Source organism: Candidatus Frackibacter sp. WG13 (assembly GCF_900114655.1).
GTDB lineage: Bacteria > Bacillota > Halanaerobiia > Halobacteroidales > Acetohalobiaceae > Frackibacter.
In genome coordinates this window covers 47,242-64,817 of sequence record NZ_FOTT01000004.1, presented here as the reverse complement: position 1 = coordinate 64,817, position 17,576 = coordinate 47,242, and the positions used below count along the sequence as shown (strand labels likewise).

The following is a 17,576-nucleotide window of genomic DNA, read 5'->3' as shown; positions in this document are numbered from 1 at the left end:
GACCTTGACGTTATAACTACGTTATAGTTATAAGGGGTTAAGAATTACTTTTTTATAATTCTTGATAACTAGAGTGGTACCGCGGGTAATCTATGCTCTCGTCTCTATATTTTAGAGACGAGGGCTTTTTTTATTTTAAAAATGATTAAATAAAAATTGAGAAGGGAGGAGTTTAGTATGTTTGAAAACTATTTTTCTAAGAATGCACAGAAGATGAAAGGTTCAGAAATTAGAGAGTTCTTCGAACTAACAGAGCGACCGGAGGTGATTTCATTTGCCGGTGGTTTTCCTAATAAGGAATGCTTGCCGACTGCAGCAGTAGAGAAGATGAGTAGTAGATTATTAGCAGAGTCAGAAGAAGGAATGCTGCAGTATAGCCCGACAGAAGGACAAGAAGATTTAAGGAAGTATATAGTCAAATTTATGGCTCAGAGAGGAATCAAAGTTGGCATTGAGAATATATTAGTTACTAGTGGTTCACAGCAAGGTTTAGACTTAGTAAGTAAAGTCTTTGTTGACCCAAGAGATAAAGTATTAACAGAAGCTCCTAGTTATGTAGGAGGGTTGGGAGCGATTAATAATTATCAAGGAGATATAATTAGTGTTGGGGTAGATGAAGAAGGGATTAGAATAGATCTTTTAGAGGAAGAGTTAGAAAGATTAGCTTGTGAAGGTGAGACTCCAAAATTTATCTATTTAGTTGCTGACTTTAATAATCCTACTGGTTTGACGATAGCTACTGAACGGCGAAAGAAGTTAGTGAAATTGGCTGAGGAATATGAATTTTTAATTCTTGAGGATGATCCGTATAGCAAATTAAGATATGAGGGTATCGAACAGCCTGCTATTAAAAACTTTGACCGGGAGGGAAGAGTAATCTATTTAGGGTCATTTTCTAAAATATTTATTCCAGGGGTTAGAATTGGCTGGATAGTAGCGCACGAAGAGATAATTCAGAAGATGATTTTAGCTAAGCAAGCAACAGACTTATGTACTAATTCAATTGGACAACGGTTGATTACTGCTTGTGGAGAAGCAGGTATCATTGATCAACAGATTAATAAGTTAAGAGACTTTTATCGTAAGAAGAGGGATGTGACATTAGAATCTTTAACTAAATATTTTCCTCAAGAAGCAACCTGGACGGAGCCAGAAGGAGGCTTCTATACTTGGGTCGAATTACCCGGATTTTTAAATACTAAAGAGATCTTATTAAAGGCGATTGAAGAGAATGTAGCCTTTGTAGTCGGGAGTGCATTTCAAGTTAATGGTAAAGGGCATAATGCCTTCAGATTATCATTTAGCCAACCAGATATAGATGAAATAGAAGAAGGAATCTATAGATTAGGTAAGATTATTAAAGGTGAAATAGCTAAAAGATCTGGAAACCAAAAATGTATAGGATGCTAGTAGCTTGATAGAAACTTTGCCAAATGATTGATGAGATTAGGCTATTATTTCGCTCATAAAGGTAGACAGCAATAATTCCAATTATGAAATAATGTAGTAAGAAGCCAAAGTTAAATTCTAACAGGCTTAATGCATAATAGAGACTGCTAGCTAAAGTACCAAAGATAATGCCGATTCTTTCTTTAAAGTAATTATAAATAATAATACGGTAGAATAGCTCAGTTGCTAAAGCAGGAATTATCGATAATAGACTTAGAATAATAAAGTAAAGGATACTACTTGTTAATTCATCTATTGAAGTAATTCTTACTAAAGGTTGAAATGTAGTATCAAAAGTAAGATGTTGATGTTGAAGATTAATAAGTAAGATCGTTAAAATTGGTAAAGGATAACTAACTTTAAGTCCTAATTTTAAATCTTTAGTATAATTATCTAAAGCAAGACCTATCTTGCTCAAAGAAAGATTATGTTTAAATAATAAAGTATATACCAGGTAGGTAATTATTAATAATTTAATAACTAATAAGAATGAATAGTAAAAGAAAGATTCAAATTCAGGTATATTTGGAAGATTATAATCTTTAGCTAAGGAGATAAGCAATGGTCCTAGATACCAAAGTAGTTGAAGCATTATTATCTCTTTAGTCTTCCAAGTATACTTCTTTTTTTTGCCTTTAATTAGTTTTTTGAGCTGTTTATTCTTCATATTAATCCCCTTATTTCTTTTTTATTAAATTCTAATTGAGAGAGGAAATATCCTGCAAGCGACTGGAAATAATTTGAAAATCATCCCTGGTTTAAGTGCTTGTATAAATAAAAGTGGTGTGTTATAATTATTTAAAACTAGAAATCGAAGTTAGAAGTGAGTAGTAAGGAGGTATTTTATTTGGGAGAGTTAAGAATAGAGCAGATTGCTGCTGATCTTAGGAAAGTTAATAAGGGCGAAGTATTGGTGGACAAAGTAACAAGAACTCTTTATAGTACTGATGCAAGTATCTATCAAATCGAACCTTTAGGAGTAGTCTTTCCAAAGGATAAAGAGGATGTAAAAGCAGTAATCAAATATGCTTATGAAAATAGTTTAGCTATCTTTCCTCGGGGTGCCGGTTCTGGTTTAGCCGGACAATCTTTGGGGGAAGGGATTATCTTGGATTTTACTAAGTATATGGACAAGATTGTTGAGGTTAATACTGATGAGTCATATGTTAAAATAGAACCAGGAATTACTTTGGGTGTTCTAAATAGAAGATTAGCAGAAGATAATAAATTCTTACCGCCGGACCCTTCTAGTGGTGAATATTGTACATTAGGAGGAATGTTGGGGAACAATGCTTCCGGAGGCCATTCAGTTAAATACGGTAGTACTATTGATTATGTCTTAGAACTAGAAGTGGTCTTAGCTAATGGTGAGGATATTAGAGTTGAGAATTTTAAATTGGATAGTCAAGAATATAAGGAAGCTTTACAACAGGAAGGATTAGCAGGAGAGATATATACGAAAGTCAGTCAATTGATTAAAGATAACCAAGAGTTAATTAAAGAACATACTCCTGATGCGAGGAAGAACTGCAGTGGGTATAGATTAGATGCAGTGGTTCAAGATGAAGACTTCAATTTGGCTAAATTACTTGTTGGTTCAGAAGGTACTTTGGCAGTAATTACTGAAGCTAAGTTGGAGATTGTTGAACGACCAGTAAAACAGGCTATTACTTTATTGTATTTTGATGACTTAGATAAGGCCGGTCGAGCTGTAGGCAAGATTTTGAATTTAGACCCTAGTGCAATTGAGATTATGAATTATGGATTTTTAGAGTTGGTGCGTAATAATCATCCCGATATTGATAAGCAACTACCGGATGATATTCAAACAGCTCTGTTAGTAGAAGTTGATGGAGATAATGATGATGAAATTGAAGAGGCAATTAATAGAATAGAAGAGTTAGTATGTCAAGAATTAGAATTAGCTTTTGGAATTGATACTGCTTATGATGAAGCAGAACAGAAGAAGTTATGGTCGATTAGAAAATCGGCAGTACCGATCTTAAATAAGATAAAAGGACCTAAGCGCATTACAGGTTTTGTAGAAGATGTAGCAGTTGATCCTTTTAAGTTACCAGATTATATTAGAGGTTTTAAAGAGATTGTAGATAGACACGGAGTGAAGGCTATTATATATGGCCATGCAGGTCATGGTAATACTCATCCCCGGCCTCTTTTAAATTTAAAAGAGGAAGAAGATATTAAGAAGATGGAGGCTATCGCTGAAGAGGTTTATGATTTAGTTAGTGAATTAAATGGGACTATTAGTGGCGAACATGGCGATGGCCTATTACGAGCTCAGTTTTTAAAGAGGATTTATGGGCCGATGTATGATCTCTTTAAGGATATAAAGGAGACTTTTGATCCTAAGAATATCTTAAATCCAGGTAAGATAATTAGTGATGATTCAGAATTAATGACTAAAAATTTAAGATATGGCAGTGAATATGAGATTACTGATGTAGAGTCTAAATTAAAATTTGCTGAAGGTGAGTATCAAGCAGAGGTAGAGAAATGTCATGGTTGTTCTAAGTGCCGATCTTTTGTAGGCACCGATATGTGTCCAATCTTTAAAGCATATGGCGATGAACGAATGGCTCCTAAATCTAAAGCTAATATTTTGCGGGCGATTATTTCAGGTAGATTAGATCCATCAGGTGAAACTGAAGAGCAGAATATTAAGGAAATCTTTGATCTCTGTCTTAATTGTAAGAACTGTCATTTAGAATGTCCTTCTCAAGTAAATATACCTAAATTAATGGTGGAAGCAAGAACTAAGCATTACGAACGAACTGGTCAACCATTAGTTAATAAGGTATTAGGTGCTAGTGGAGATATGGGCAGATTGGGAAGTATAACTCCGGCTATAACTAATAACTTTCTTACGATGAAACCATTTAGAGCAGTTATGGAGAAGGTGACTGGGCTTGCTAAGGAAAGAAATTTTCCTCAATTTGCTAATGAGACTTTTAATGCTTGGTTTAAGAAGAAGAAGTCTAAAAAAGGTAAAAAAGTAGCTTATTTTACTGGTTGTTCTACTAATTACTATAGCCCAGAGGTAGGCAAAAGTTTAGTTAAAGTATTAGAGAAGAATGGATACCAAGTTATATTGCCAGAGCAAAAGTGTTGTGGAATTCCAAAGATAAATTATGGAGATTTGGATTCGGCTAAGGATAATATAAATTATAATATTAATTCATTAGTTGAGGTTGTTAAAGAAGGATATGATATTATTACCGCTTGTCCTAGCTGTAGTCTAAGTATTAAAGATGAGTATTTAGATTTGATAGATACTCAAGAGGCTAAGTTAGTAGCAGAGAATACTTATCATATTAATGAGTATTTATTAACTTTAAGAGAAAAAGAGAAATTAGATCTTGACTTTAAAGATCAGCAGGGGAAGTATGCATATCATACTCCTTGTCATTTAAAGGCTCAACACTTACAAGGTTCTACGAAAGAAGTATTAAAGCTAGTTCCAGGAGTTACGGTAGAAGAGATAGATGCAGGCTGTTGTGGAATCGCAGGGACCTTTGGGTTTAAGAAGGATAATTATGAGCTTTCGATGAAGATAGGTAAGAATATTACTGATAAATTAAAGAAGATGGATTATGATCAGGTATTAACTGATTGTGATGCTTGTAAGATGCAGATCAAAGAAGGAATTGATGATGAAATTATTCATCCGATTCAGGTTTTAGCTGGGAGTTATTAATAAGAGACGTAATTTCAGGCTGAGGATAAGGTTGAGGAAGTTCAAATCCTTAAAAATTATATCAATAATAGTTAATTAAAAAACACGTATTAAGTTAACGCAGATGACTTTATGTTAAGAAGAGGAGGAGTTAAGTATGAGAAGTGATCAAGTAACTAAAGGAGTAGATAAGGCACCTCATCGTTCATTATTTAAAGCTATGGGGTACACTGATGAGGAGATAGAGAGACCGTTAATTGGAATTGCTAATGCTCAAAATGAGGTGATTCCTGGTCATGCTCATTTAGATAAGATTGCGCAAGCAGTGAAGACAGGGGTTAGGATGGCCGGAGGGACTCCAATTGAATTTGGAGGGATTGGAGTCTGTGATGGTATCGCTATGGGACATCAAGGAATGCATTATTCTTTAGCTAGTCGAGAAGTGATTGCTGATTCAGTAGAAATTATGGCACAAGCCCATGCTTTTGATGCGTTAGTTTTGATTCCTAATTGTGATAAGATAGTGCCGGGAATGTTGATGGCAGCAGCTAGATTAAATATTCCAACGGTAGTAGTAAGTGGTGGACCGATGTTAGCTGGACGCCATGAAGGAGAAAATATTGATTTGAAGACAGTCTTTGAAAGTGTGGCAGCAGTTCAGACTAATAATATGTCAGAAGATGAATTAGCAGCAGTTGAGGATAGTGCTTGTCCTGGTTGTGGTTCTTGTTCAGGAATGTTTACTGCTAACTCAATGAATTGTTTAACAGAAGTTTTGGGATTAGGTTTACCTGGCAACGGAACAATTCCAGCGGTAGATGCTAAAAGAATTAGATTAGCTAAGAAGGCTGGTATGCAGGTTATGGATCTATTAGAAAAGGATATTAAGCCATTAGATATTTTAACAGAGGAAACTTTTGAGAATGCTTTGGCTGTAGATATGGCGCTTGGTTGTTCTACTAATACGGCTTTACATTTACCAGCGATTGCTCATGAAGCAGGAGTTGAATTGGATTTAGAGCTGATTAATGAGGTTAGTGCTAAGGTACCTCATCTTTGTAGTTTAAGTCCTGCTGGTAGACATCACATTCAAGATTTGGACGAAGCTGGCGGTATTCCAGCAGTAATGAAAGTCTTAAGTAGCGAAGGGCTTCTTAATGAGGAATTGCTGACTATAACTGGCCAGAGTGTTGGAGATAATTTAGCAGAGGTAGAAGTATTAGATGAAGATGTAATTAGAAAGTTTGATACTGCGTATCATCAAACCGGTGGTCTAGCTGTATTAAAGGGTAACCTTGCCCCGGATGGAGGAGTAGTTAAGCAAGCAGCAGTAGCTGATGAAATGTTAGTTCATGAAGGTCCGGCTCGGGTCTTTACTTCTGAAGAAGAAACAGTAAGAGCGATTCATGCTGGTGAAGTTAAAGCAGGAGATGTAGTGATTATTAAGTACGAAGGACCTAAAGGTGGACCAGGAATGAGAGAAATGTTAACCCCAACTTCAGCAGTTGCTGGTGCAGGGTTAGATAAAGAGGTTGCTTTAATTACTGATGGGCGTTTTTCTGGTGCTACTCGTGGAGCATCTATTGGACACGTATCTCCAGAGGCTATGGAAGGTGGACCGATTGCTGTTGTTGAAGAAGGAGATATTATTGAAATAGATATTCCTAATAGAAAGTTAAATGTGAAATTAAATGAAGAAGAGATTGAAAGAAGGTTAGAAGAGTGGTCAGCACCAGAGCCAAAAATTAAGAGTGGTTATTTATCTCGATATGCAAAGCTAGTTACTTCAGCAAGTACAGGAGCGGTTTTTGAATAAAAAATGAAAAATCTCTTGACAAACAGATAAAATTTTCATATAATATGTTTTAAATCAATAATAAAGTTTAAAAGTAATGAAAGGAAATGAAGTAATTAATTGGATTACAGAGAATCGGAGGGGCTGAGAACCGATATCTAAATTAATTATTTCTCTCGTCCTAGAACTGTAGACCGAAAGGAGTCAATTCTTTTAAGAAAGCTCTTGACAAATTAGTGGAAATCGCTTATACTTGTTAATAAATAAATTATAAAAGTGATTATAAGCTTAAAGGCGTTGAAAGGGAGAGTAAATAGTTAATTCTATTTACAGCGAACTGGGATTGGTGAGAGCCAGGATAGAACGACCTATTGAACATCCCCCTAGAGCTGCAGACTGAAAGATAACTCCGAGTAAGTTGTGCCGGTTTAGCACCCGTTATTATGTGCTGGAGTATGGAACAGATTCTTTTTATGAATCTGTAAGTACTTACTAAGACTGCTATCGTGAGGTAGTAGTGAATCAGGGTGGTAACACGAGAAGTTTATAACCTCTTGTCCCGATTAATGTCTATAGCATTAGTCTGGATAAGAGGTTTTTTTGATTTAAGTAGTAAGCAAGTAGAGAGAAGAATTAGTAGAAGATTATTAGCAGAATTAAGAAGAAATTAGTATAAGATTTAGAATAGAATTATTAGTAAAAGATTGAGTAGCCAGTAGCCAAGGAGTATATTATTTAACTAAGGGTAGTTTATATTTATTTATAGGTGAATTTTCATCTTTAGATATTTATTAACTCTTAAATTGTTATTTAGGCTCTGGATATACTCATCTAGAGCCTTTTTATATTTAAATATATATTTAATCTTAATTCCAAGTATATAATTTTTAAAAAACTCATAAATACTTTAAAAGGGGTGAATTTAAGCAAATGAAGATTACTGGAGCAGAAATTATTGTTAAGTCATTGTTAGAAGAAGATGTAGAAAAAATATTTGGTTATCCAGGTGGAGCAGTAATACCTCTCTATGATGTATTATATGAATATGAAGAGGAGATTGAGCATGTCTTAACGAGACATGAGCAATGGGCGATTCATGCAGCAGATGGATATGCGCGGAGTACAGGTGAACCAGGAGTCTGTATTGCTACTTCAGGTCCAGGAGCAACTAACCTAGTGACTGGTTTAGCTACTGCTCATATGGATTCAATTCCAATCGTTGCTTTTACTGGGCAGGTTCCAACGCATATGTTAGGGACAGATGCGTTTCAGGAAGCAGATATAACCGGGATTACTTTACCAATTACTAAGCATAATTATTTGGTACAAGATGTAAAAGAGCTACCTAGAATCATTAAAGAGGCTTTTCATATTGCTACTACGGGGAGGCCTGGTCCGGTCTTAATTGATTTACCGAAGGATATTCAAAATGAAGAAGCAGTATTTGATTATCCAACAGAGGTCAACTTGCCTGGCTATAAACCTAATTATACTGGACATGGGTTACAGATAAAAGAGGCGGCTAAAGTGATTAATGAAGCTGAAAGGCCATTAATTTACGCCGGAGGAGGAGTAATTTCTAGCGGGGCTGCTGATGAGTTACGAGAATTAGCACAGAAGGCGACAATTCCTGTAACCACAACTTTAATGGGGTTAGGTAGTTTCCCAGAAACAGATAATTTAGCTTTAGGGATGTTAGGAATGCATGGAACAGAACAGGCAAACTATGCTGTTTGTGAAGCTGACTTATTAATTGCGGTTGGAGCTAGGTTTGATGATCGAGTAACTGGAAAATTAGAGACTTTTGCTCCTAATGCTGATATTATCCATATTGATATTGACCCGGCTGAAATTTCAAAACGTGTGTTGATAGATGTACCGATAGTAGGAGATGTTAAACAGATCCTAACTGAGTTAAATGAACAGGTAGAGGGCAAAGAACATAAAGAGTGGAATAAGAAAGTGGCTAATTGGAAGAGTAAATCTATTGTTCAAAAAGAGCCACTTCAAGATAAGGTAACTCCAAAAGGAGTAATTAATCAGATTTATGAATCAACTAATGGCGAGGCTTTAATTGCTACTGAAGTAGGACAGAATCAAATGTGGGCCGCATTATATTATAAGTATACTAAACCAAGAAGTTTTAGTTCTTCCGGTGGTTTAGGAACTATGGGATATGGATTTCCAGCGGCTTTAGGTATTCAAGTTGGTAATCCAGATGAACCTGTCTTCTGTATAGCTGGAGATGGCTGTTTCCAAATGAAGGCTATGGAGTTAGCTACTGCTATTCATTATGAGCTTCCAGTTAATATAGCAATTCTTAATAATAATTATTTAGGTATGGTGCGACAGTGGCAAGAGATATTCTATGATAAGCGTTATTCGTCTACTTGTTTGCAAAGGAGAAATAGTTGTCCTCCAAACTGTTCCTCACCAGGAGACCAGTGTCCAGAATTGGTACCGGACTTTGTTAAGCTAGCTGAATCCTTTGGAGCTTTAGGTATTAGAGTCACTAAAGCTGAAGAGATAAAGCCGGCTTTAGAGAAAGCAATTGCTAGTCCTAAGCCAGTAGTTTTAGATTTTATTATTGAACGAGAGGCAAATGTGTTTCCAATGGTACCTGCTGGAGGAGAGTTGGATAATATGATTCTAGGAGGGGATGAATAGTGAAGCATACAGTTTCAGTCTTAGTAGCTAATAGGTCTGGAGTCTTAGCTAGAATTGCTAGCCTGTTCAGTAGAAGAGGGTTTAATATAGATAGTCTTTCAGTGGGAACTACTGAAGATCCAACAGTTTCTAGGATCACTATTGTAGTAGAAGGTGATGATCAGGTCTTAGAACAGGTTACCAAACAGCTTAATAAATTAATAGATGTTTATAAAGTAAGTGATATTACTAATGATCCATCTATAGATAGAGATTTAGCTTTAATTAAAGTAAAAGCAACTTCAAGTACTAGATCCGAAATTATGCAGATTGTAGATATTTTTAGAGGAAAGATTGTAGACGTAGCAACAGGATCACTAGTAGTTGAGGTCACTGGTAATGAAGAGAAGGTTAATGCCATTGAGGAGTTATTAAGACCATTTGGTATCATAGAATTAGTTAGAACTGGTAAGATTGCTATGGCAAGAGGGGAGAAATAGTTAACAACTAATAAATTATATATTAAAAATCATAAATTAAAATTAGGGAGATGATGTTAATGAAGATGTATTACAATGGAGATGCTGATTTAAAGTATTTAGAAGGAAAGAAGATAGCAATTATTGGGTATGGTAGTCAGGGGCATGCACAGTCTCAAAACTTAAGAGATTCTGGATTAGATGTTATTGTGTCTGAATTAGAAGGAACATCTAATTATGAGCAAGCAGTTGAGGATGGTTTTGAACCAAAAGGAGCTGCTGAGGCAGCTTCTGAAGCAGATGTGATTCAAATTTTACTTCCGGATACTGTGCAAAAGAAAGTCTATTATGATGCGATTGAGCCTAATTTAGAAGAAGGTAATGCACTTGTGTTTTCTCATGGGTTTAATATTCATTATGACCAGATTGTTCCTCCAGAAAATGTAGACGTATATATGGTTGCACCTAAAGGACCAGGACATTTAGTTAGAAGAGTTTATACTGAAGGGGCAGGGGTTCCTACTTTGATTGCAGTATACCAAGATGCAACTGGTAATGCAAAAGAGATGGCTTTAGCTCATGCTAAAGGTGTTGGTGGAACTCGCGCTGGTGTAATTGAGACTACATTTAAAGAAGAAACAGAAACTGACTTATTCGGTGAGCAAGCAGTACTTTGCGGTGGAGCAACTGAATTGGTTAGAGCTGGATTTGATACATTAGTTGAGGCTGGTTATAAGCCGGAAATCGCTTATTTTGAGTGCTTACATGAGTTAAAATTAATCGTTGACTTAATGTATGAAGGCGGTATTGCTACTATGAGAGATTCAATCTCTGATACAGCAGAGTATGGTGATTTAATTGCTGGGAAGAAAGTTATTAATGAAAAATCAAGAGAAGCAATGCAAGAGCTACTAAAGAATGTACAGAATGGTGAATTTGCTAAACGATGGTTATTAGAGAATCAAGCAGGTCGGCCATCATATCAGAAACGAAAAGAGATAGATGCTAATCATAAGATTGAGAAAGTTGGGAAGAAGTTAAGAGATATGATGGAGTGGATTGAGGACTAAAGCTACTTAAATAGATTTCGGAGGGATTCTAATGAGTGAAATTAAGATATTTGATACGACTTTAAGAGATGGTGAACAATCACCAGGTGTTAGTTTAAATATTGAAGAAAAACTGGAGATTGCTCATCAACTAGCCAAACTAAACGTTGACGTAATAGAAGCCGGATTTCCTATTGCCTCCGATGGAGATTTTGCAGCAGTAAAAGCTATTGCTAAGGAAGTGGAAGGGCCAGTCATTGCTGGGCTGGCTCGTGCCACTGAAAAGGATATCGACCGTGCTTGGGAAGCTTTAAAATTTGCTATAAAACCGAGGGTTCATACTTTTATAGCTACTTCTGATATTCATATGAAATATAAACTTAAAAAGAGTCCTAAAGAGGTCTTAGCATCAGCAGTAAAAGCTGTGGAATATGCTAAAGGGTATGTTGATGACGTAGAGTTTTCTGCTGAAGATGCTTTTCGTAGTGATAAAGATTTTTTATGTGAGATCTTTACCGCTGTAATCAAAGCAGGAGCAACAGTAATCAATATTCCTGATACAGTGGGTTATGCTACTCCTCAGGAGTTCGGAGGTTTGATTAAGTATATTAATGATAATGTATCTAATATTGATGAAGCAACGATTAGTGTCCACTGTCATAATGATTTGGGTATGGCAGTTGCTAACTCATTGGCTGCTATCGAGAATGGTGCTGAGCAAGTAGAGTGTGCAGTTAATGGGATTGGAGAGCGGGCTGGTAATACTGCCCTAGAAGAAGTAGTTATGTCTTTATATACACGACGAGATTATTTTGATAGATTATCAGAACTTAAATTGAATGAGATTTATAAGACTAGCAAGTTAGTAAGTTCATTAACAGGCATGTCTGTTCAGGCTAATAAAGCAGTTGTAGGGCAGAATGCCTTTGCTCATGAATCTGGGATTCATCAAGATGGAGTGATGAAGGAAAGAACGACTTATGAGATTATGGATGCCCAGACTATCGGTTTAAATGAAAATAAGATTGTGCTAGGTAAACATTCAGGACGTCATGCTTTTAAAGAGAGATTAAATGAATTAGGTTACGAATTAGAAGGTGAAAATCTTAATAAGACTTTCAAACGTTTTAAAGAGTTAGCTGATCGTAAGAAGTCGATTACAGACCGAGACTTAGAAGCATTAGTTGAAGATGAGATTAAAGTAGTTCCACAGTCTTATGAGTTAATGGGGATTCAAGTTTCTAGTGGAAATCAAGTCTTTCCAACTGCCACTCTTAGAATGGACTGTGCTGGGGAAATAGTTACTGAAGCGGCTTATTGTGATGGAGGACCAATTGATGCTGTCTATCGGACTATTGATCGAATTACTGGATTAGATTGTGATTTGGAAAGTTATGCTATAGATGCTATCACTAGTGGAAAAGACGCTTTAGGAGAAGTTACTGTTAAATTAAAGTATAATGATGATCTATTTATTGGTCGTGGTGTTAGTATAGATGTAATTGAAGCTAGTGCCAAAGCATATATGAGTGCAGTAAATAAGATTTTATATGAAAATAAGGACTTAATTGAAAGCAAGGAGGAAGCTTAAGATGGGAATGACGATGGTAGAAAAGATTTTAGCTGCGCATACAGGAAAAGAAAAAGTTAAGCCAGGTGAACTGATTAATGCTAAATTAGATATTGTTTTAGGAAATGATGTAACTACTCCAGTAGCTATTCATGAGTTTGATAAAATAGGTGTAGATGGGGTATTTGATAAAGAGAGAGTAGTAATTGTACCAGACCACTTTGCGCCTAATAAAGATATTAATTCAGCAGAGCAGTGTAAATTTATTAGAGATTTTGCCCATGAAAAAGAGGTTGTAAATTACTTTGAGATTGGAGATATGGGAATTGAACACTGTCTTTTACCAGAGCAAGGTTTAGTTGTGCCTGGAGATGTGATTATCGGGGCTGACTCTCATACTTGTACTTATGGGGCTTTAGGTTCTTTTGCTACGGGGGTTGGCAGCACAGATATGGCTGCCGGAATGGCAACTGGAGAAGCATGGTTTAAGGTACCAGAGACTATCAAGTTTGTCTATACTGGAGAATTGAACGAATGGGTAGGAGGAAAAGATCTTATCCTTTATACTATTGGAGATATTGGTGTAGATGGTGCTCTTTATAAGGCTATGGAATTTAGCGGTGAAGTAATAGAGGACTTATCGATGGATCATAGATTTACTATGTCTAATATGGCTATCGAAGCCGGAGGTAAGTGTGGGTTGATCGAGCCAGATCAGACTACAATCGATTATATAGAAGACCGAGCACAAAGGGAATATACGTTATATGAAAGTGATGAAGATGCTGAATATGAAGAAGTAATTGAATATGATGTAAGTGAGATAGAACCACAAGTAGCCTTCCCGCATCTACCAGAGAATACAAAAGGAATCAGTGAGGTAGAGGATATCAAGATTGACCAGGCTGTAATTGGTTCTTGTACTAATGGTAGAATTGAGGATTTACGATTAGCAGCTAAGATACTGGAAGGTAAGAGAAAAGCAGATAATGTACGGTTAATTATCTTTCCAGGAACACAAGAAATTTATAAACAAGCGATGAAAGAAGGATTAATTGAAATCTTCATTGATGCAGGAGCAGCAGTTAGCACTCCGACATGTGGGCCTTGTTTAGGTGGACATATGGGAATCTTAGCTAAAGGGGAAAGAGCAATTGCCACTACTAATCGAAACTTTGTAGGACGAATGGGGCATCCTGAAAGTGAAGTATATCTTTCTAATCCAGCAGTAGCAGCAGCCTCAGCTATTAAAGGTGAAATAGTTAGTCCAGAGGAGGTAATGTAGATGAATTTAAACGGCCAAGCCTGGAAATATGGCGATGATATAGATACAGATGTAATTATTCCAGCTCGTTATTTAAATACTTCTGACCCATCTGAATTAGCTAAGCACTGTCTAGAGGACTTAGATGGTGAGTTTGTAGATAAGATGAAAAAAGGAGATGTAATAGTAGCAGGTAAAAACTTTGGTTGTGGTAGCTCTAGAGAGCATGCACCATTAGCAATTAAAGCAGCAGGAGTTTCTTGTGTAATTGCTGAGTCTTTTGCTAGAATCTTTTATAGAAATTCAATTAATATTGGGTTGCCTATTCTAGAATCGGTAGAAGCAGTAGCTGCAATTGAGGAAGGTGATCAGATAGAAATAGATGTGAATTCCGGTAAAATTAAGAATTTAACTAAAGACGAAGTCTATCAAGCAGAACCTTTTCCAGAATTCATGCAAGAAATTATTGAATCTGGCGGATTAATTAAATACGTAGCAAAGAAGGTGAATAAATAATGTATAGAATAGCAGTTATTCCTGGTGATGGGATTGGGCCAGAAGTAACAGACGAAGGAGTTAAAGTATTAAAAGCATTGGCTGAGCAAGCTGATTTTGATTTCGAATTTGAATACTTTAATTTGGGAGCAGATCACTATTTAGAGACAGGAGAATTAGTTACTGATGAAGTGAAAGAAGAGCTAGCAGGTTTTGATGCCATTTACTTAGGTGCCGTTGGTGACCCACGAGTAGAGCCTGGTGTTTTAGAGAAGGGAATTTTACTTGATCTAAGATTTTCTTTTGATCAGTATGTTAATTTAAGACCAATTAAATTGCTAGATGAAGACTTTACTCCACTTAAAGATAAGACAGGTGAAGATGTTGACTTTGTAGTAGTTAGAGAGAATACTGAAGGACTCTATGCTGGCTTTGGTGGTGTATTAAAGAAAGATACTCCTGATGAGGTAGCTACGCAAGAGATGGTTAATACTCGTAAAGGAGTAGAACGAGTAATTAGGTATGCTTTTGAGTATACTCAGCAAAGAGATGATGTTAAGAAGTTGACGGTCTGTGATAAGCGAAATGTTTTAACTTATGCTCATGGACTATGGCAACGAACTTTTGATGATGTAGCTCCTGACTATTCAGATGTAGAGCCAGATCATATGCTAGTAGATGCGATGACAATGAAGATGGTACGTAATCCAGAAGACTTTGATGTAGTAGTTACTTGTAATATGTTTGGTGATATTATCACTGATTTAGGAGCAGAGATTCAAGGCGGAATGGGATTAGCTGTTTCAGGTAATATTAATCCAGATGGAGTTTCTATGTTTGAACCAGTACATGGTTCAGCACCAGATATTGCTGGTCAGAATATAGCTAACCCAATTGCAGCAATCTTAGCAGCACAGATGATGGTAGAAGTCTTAGGGCATTCAGAAGAAGCAGCTAAAATTGAAGCAGCGATAAAACAATCTTTAGCTGATGGTAAGACAACAGCAGATATGGGCGGCGACTTGTCCACTGAAGAGGCAGGAGACTATATTAGTAGTTTATTATAATTTATGGTTGAATGTGAGTTAAGTTAAAAAGTCTTAGACTATCATAGATTAACACCTAGTCTTATCTTTAGGCTGGGTGTGGCTGTTATTTTTTCAGTCTATTTTGACAATTATATAAGATTGTATTGAAAGTGAGGTGTTATAAGGTGGTTAAGTTATATGATACGACATTAAGAGATGGTACTCAGATGGAAGGAATATCATATTCTACAGATGATAAGCTAAAGATAACTAAGAAGTTAGATGAATTAGGAGTTGATTATATAGAAGGTGGTTGGCCGGGTTCCAATCCTAAAGACATTGAATACTTTAAAAAGGTTAAAGAACTTTCTCTAGAAAATGCTCAAATTGCTGCTTTTGGTAGTACTAGACGTGCTGGAATTAAGGCCAAGGAAGACCCTAATATCAATGCTATCCTATCGTCAGGAGTTGAGATAGCTACAATATTTGGTAAGAGTTGGGATTTGCATGTTACCGATGCGTTAAAGACTACTTTAGATGAGAATTTAGCTATGATTGAAGATACTATTAGTCATCTTAAATCCGAGGGGTTAAAGGTTTTTTATGATGCAGAACATTTCTTTGATGCTTATCAGGCTAATAAAGAATATGCTTTGAAGACATTACAAGCAGCCGCTAATGGAGGCGCAGATACAATAGTTTTATGTGATACTAATGGTGGCACACTGCCTTTAAAAGTAAAAGATATAATAGAAGAAGTGCAACAAAAGGTTTCAGTTTCATTAGGTATCCATGCTCACAATGATGCCGATGTAGCAGTGGCAAATTCATTAATTGCAGTTCAGTCCGGAGCAGTTCAAGTACAAGGCACAGTTAATGGTTATGGTGAGCGTTGTGGGAATGCAAATTTAAGCTCATTGATTCCAAACTTAAAGCTAAAGCATGGTATTGACGTTATTAGTGATGAACAGCTAAGCAGTTTAACTGAAGTATCCAGGTATGTTAGTGAAGTAGCCAATCTAAGTCCCTCTAGTCAACAGCCTTATGTAGGTGATAGTGCTTTTGCTCATAAAGGCGGTATTCATGTTAGTGCTTTAATGCGAAATCCGGAAACATATGAACATCTACAACCAGAAGTAGTAGGCAACTCACGGCGAGTATTAGTTTCTGAACTATCTGGGAAGAGTAATTTGGTTTATAAGGCTGAAGAGTTTGGTATTGAACTAGATAAAGAGAGTGAGAATCTAAGTCAAGTTTTAGATAAAATTAAAGAATTAGAGCACCAAGGCTATCAATTTGAAGGAGCAGAGGCTTCCTTTGAAATCTTGATGAAGAAGGCAATGGGTACTTACAAAAAATTATTTGAATTAGAAGGCTGTCGAATAATTACTGAGAAGAATGAAGGTATGACTCCAATCTCAGAAGCAACAATTAAAGTAAAAGTTAATGATCAAATAATGCATACAGTTGCCGAGGGAGAAGGCCCGGTTAATGCTCTAGATAGTGCATTAAGAAAAGCATTGATCGAATTTTATCCGGTCTTAGAAGAAATGCATCTAATCGACTATAAAGTAAGAGTTTTAGATGGTAATGATGGCACAGCAGCTAAAGTTAGAGTATTGATTGAATCTAGCGATGGCCATGAAACCTGGGGCACAGTCGGTGCATCAACTAACATAATAGAAGCAAGTTGGCAGGCTCTCGTAGATAGTATAGAGTATGGTATTAAACTCAAAGAAGACAATTAATAAATATTATTAGCTTCTTGCAATAAGATTACACTCGCGTCAGCTTATAACTAATGAATTAACCGTCACTTCAAAGTTAGCTCAGTATAACTTTGAAGTGACGGCTTTTTTATGTTTTAAAAGAAGGTGTTAATCTTATGAAACTAGAAAAAATATAATAGGTATGCCAATTATAAATAATAAAGTAGGGAGGTAGGTGATTAGGATGAAAGATGTGATTGCAACTGGGACGCCACCAGGAATAGGAGAAGTAACGACAGGTGATGAATTAGAAGTTAAGATTGAAGGAATCGGTAGTTTAAGAAATAGAATTGGCGAGCAGGGTTAAAATAAAAATCATTTTAGAAGCTTTTGGAATT

Annotated in this window: 12 protein-coding genes, 1 pseudogene and 1 other annotated feature (1 of these 14 running past the window's edge); of the genes and pseudogenes, 12 read left to right on the top strand and 1 reads right to left on the bottom strand. The window is 36.2% G+C overall.

All coding sequences use genetic code 11. The annotated features are described in order from the left end of the window. Positions 1-109: a binding site (T-box leader), on the top strand; it begins 128 nt to the left of the window's first position. A 68-nt stretch (positions 110-177) separates the two neighbouring features. After that, a complete protein-coding gene (locus BM077_RS03570) occupies positions 178-1,410 on the top strand; it encodes an aminotransferase-like domain-containing protein (RefSeq protein ID WP_089748301.1) in 1,233 nt (410 codons plus the stop codon). Here the strand turns inward: BM077_RS03570 and BM077_RS03565 are convergent. Then, complete coding sequence (locus BM077_RS03565) at positions 1,373-2,116, bottom strand: CPBP family intramembrane glutamic endopeptidase (RefSeq protein ID WP_089748302.1); 744 nt, start codon at positions 2,114-2,116, stop codon at positions 1,373-1,375. The genes BM077_RS03570 and BM077_RS03565 overlap by 38 nt on opposite strands. A 180-nt stretch (positions 2,117-2,296) precedes the next feature. Between BM077_RS03565 and BM077_RS03560 the strand changes: the two genes are divergently transcribed. The 11 genes and pseudogenes from BM077_RS03560 to BM077_RS13545 form a co-directional block, all read left to right on the top strand. Further along, entirely contained in the window at positions 2,297-5,164 is a 2,868-nt protein-coding gene (locus BM077_RS03560) for an anaerobic glycerol-3-phosphate dehydrogenase subunit C (protein WP_176941616.1), read from the top strand. 136 nt (positions 5,165-5,300) lie between these two features. Then, positions 5,301-6,959 carry a dihydroxy-acid dehydratase gene (ilvD, locus tag BM077_RS03555; protein WP_089748304.1) on the top strand — a complete coding sequence of 553 codons (1,659 nt, stop codon included), beginning with the start codon at positions 5,301-5,303 and terminating at the stop codon, positions 6,957-6,959. Positions 6,960-7,868: 909 nt separating this feature from the next. Further along, the gene (gene ilvB / locus BM077_RS03550; protein WP_090095139.1) at positions 7,869-9,605 is read left to right on the top strand and encodes a biosynthetic-type acetolactate synthase large subunit; all 1,737 of its coding nucleotides are present in this window, start codon (positions 7,869-7,871) and stop codon (positions 9,603-9,605) included. Beyond that, a complete protein-coding gene (ilvN, locus tag BM077_RS03545) occupies positions 9,605-10,084 on the top strand; it encodes an acetolactate synthase small subunit (protein ID WP_089748306.1) in 480 nt (159 codons plus the stop codon). The genes ilvB and ilvN overlap by 1 nt, the downstream gene beginning before the upstream one ends. A gap of 53 nt (positions 10,085-10,137) precedes the next feature. Next, positions 10,138-11,133, top strand: a complete 996-nt coding sequence (gene ilvC, locus BM077_RS03540) for a ketol-acid reductoisomerase (protein ID WP_089748307.1) — start codon at positions 10,138-10,140, stop codon at positions 11,131-11,133. 31 nt (positions 11,134-11,164) lie between these two features. Continuing rightward, positions 11,165-12,703, top strand: coding sequence for a 2-isopropylmalate synthase (locus BM077_RS03535; RefSeq protein WP_089748308.1), 1,539 nt, complete (start codon positions 11,165-11,167; stop codon positions 12,701-12,703). Position 12,704: 1 nt separating this feature from the next. Continuing rightward, positions 12,705-13,967, top strand: a complete 1,263-nt coding sequence (gene leuC, locus BM077_RS03530; protein ID WP_089748309.1) for a 3-isopropylmalate dehydratase large subunit — start codon at positions 12,705-12,707, stop codon at positions 13,965-13,967. Continuing rightward, positions 13,968-14,462 (top strand): 3-isopropylmalate dehydratase small subunit, encoded by a 495-nt coding sequence (gene leuD / locus BM077_RS03525; RefSeq protein WP_089748310.1) that lies wholly within the window; start codon positions 13,968-13,970, stop codon positions 14,460-14,462. Next, a complete protein-coding gene (locus BM077_RS03520; protein ID WP_089748311.1) occupies positions 14,462-15,508 on the top strand; it encodes a 3-isopropylmalate dehydrogenase in 1,047 nt (348 codons plus the stop codon). Before leuD ends, BM077_RS03520 begins: the two co-directional genes overlap by 1 nt. 146 nt (positions 15,509-15,654) lie before the next feature. Continuing rightward, positions 15,655-17,217 carry a citramalate synthase gene (cimA, locus tag BM077_RS03515; protein ID WP_089748312.1) on the top strand — a complete coding sequence of 521 codons (1,563 nt, stop codon included), beginning with the start codon at positions 15,655-15,657 and terminating at the stop codon, positions 17,215-17,217. A gap of 211 nt (positions 17,218-17,428) precedes the next feature. Next, positions 17,429-17,545 (top strand): annotated as a pseudogene (locus BM077_RS13545) (fumarylacetoacetate hydrolase family protein); the annotation flags it as partial. Positions 17,546-17,576: the final 31 nt, after the last annotated feature.

What these genes read in the sequence shown, in the direction of transcription:
- BM077_RS03535 (WP_089748308.1), top strand. Translation starts at nt 11,165, where the DNA reads ATGAGTGAAATTAAGATATTTGATACGACTTTAAGAGATGGTGAACAA.
- ilvC (WP_089748307.1), top strand. Translation starts at nt 10,138, where the DNA reads ATGTTAATGAAGATGTATTACAATGGAGATGCTGATTTAAAGTATTTA.
- BM077_RS03565 (WP_089748302.1), bottom strand. Translation starts at nt 2,116, where the DNA reads ATGAAGAATAAACAGCTCAAAAAACTAATTAAAGGCAAAAAAAAGAAG.
- ilvD (WP_089748304.1), top strand. Translation starts at nt 5,301, where the DNA reads ATGAGAAGTGATCAAGTAACTAAAGGAGTAGATAAGGCACCTCATCGT.
- BM077_RS03570 (WP_089748301.1), top strand. Translation starts at nt 178, where the DNA reads ATGTTTGAAAACTATTTTTCTAAGAATGCACAGAAGATGAAAGGTTCA.
- leuC (WP_089748309.1), top strand. Translation starts at nt 12,705, where the DNA reads ATGGGAATGACGATGGTAGAAAAGATTTTAGCTGCGCATACAGGAAAA.
- ilvB (WP_090095139.1), top strand. Translation starts at nt 7,869, where the DNA reads ATGAAGATTACTGGAGCAGAAATTATTGTTAAGTCATTGTTAGAAGAA.
- leuD (WP_089748310.1), top strand. Translation starts at nt 13,968, where the DNA reads ATGAATTTAAACGGCCAAGCCTGGAAATATGGCGATGATATAGATACA.
- BM077_RS03520 (WP_089748311.1), top strand. Translation starts at nt 14,462, where the DNA reads ATGTATAGAATAGCAGTTATTCCTGGTGATGGGATTGGGCCAGAAGTA.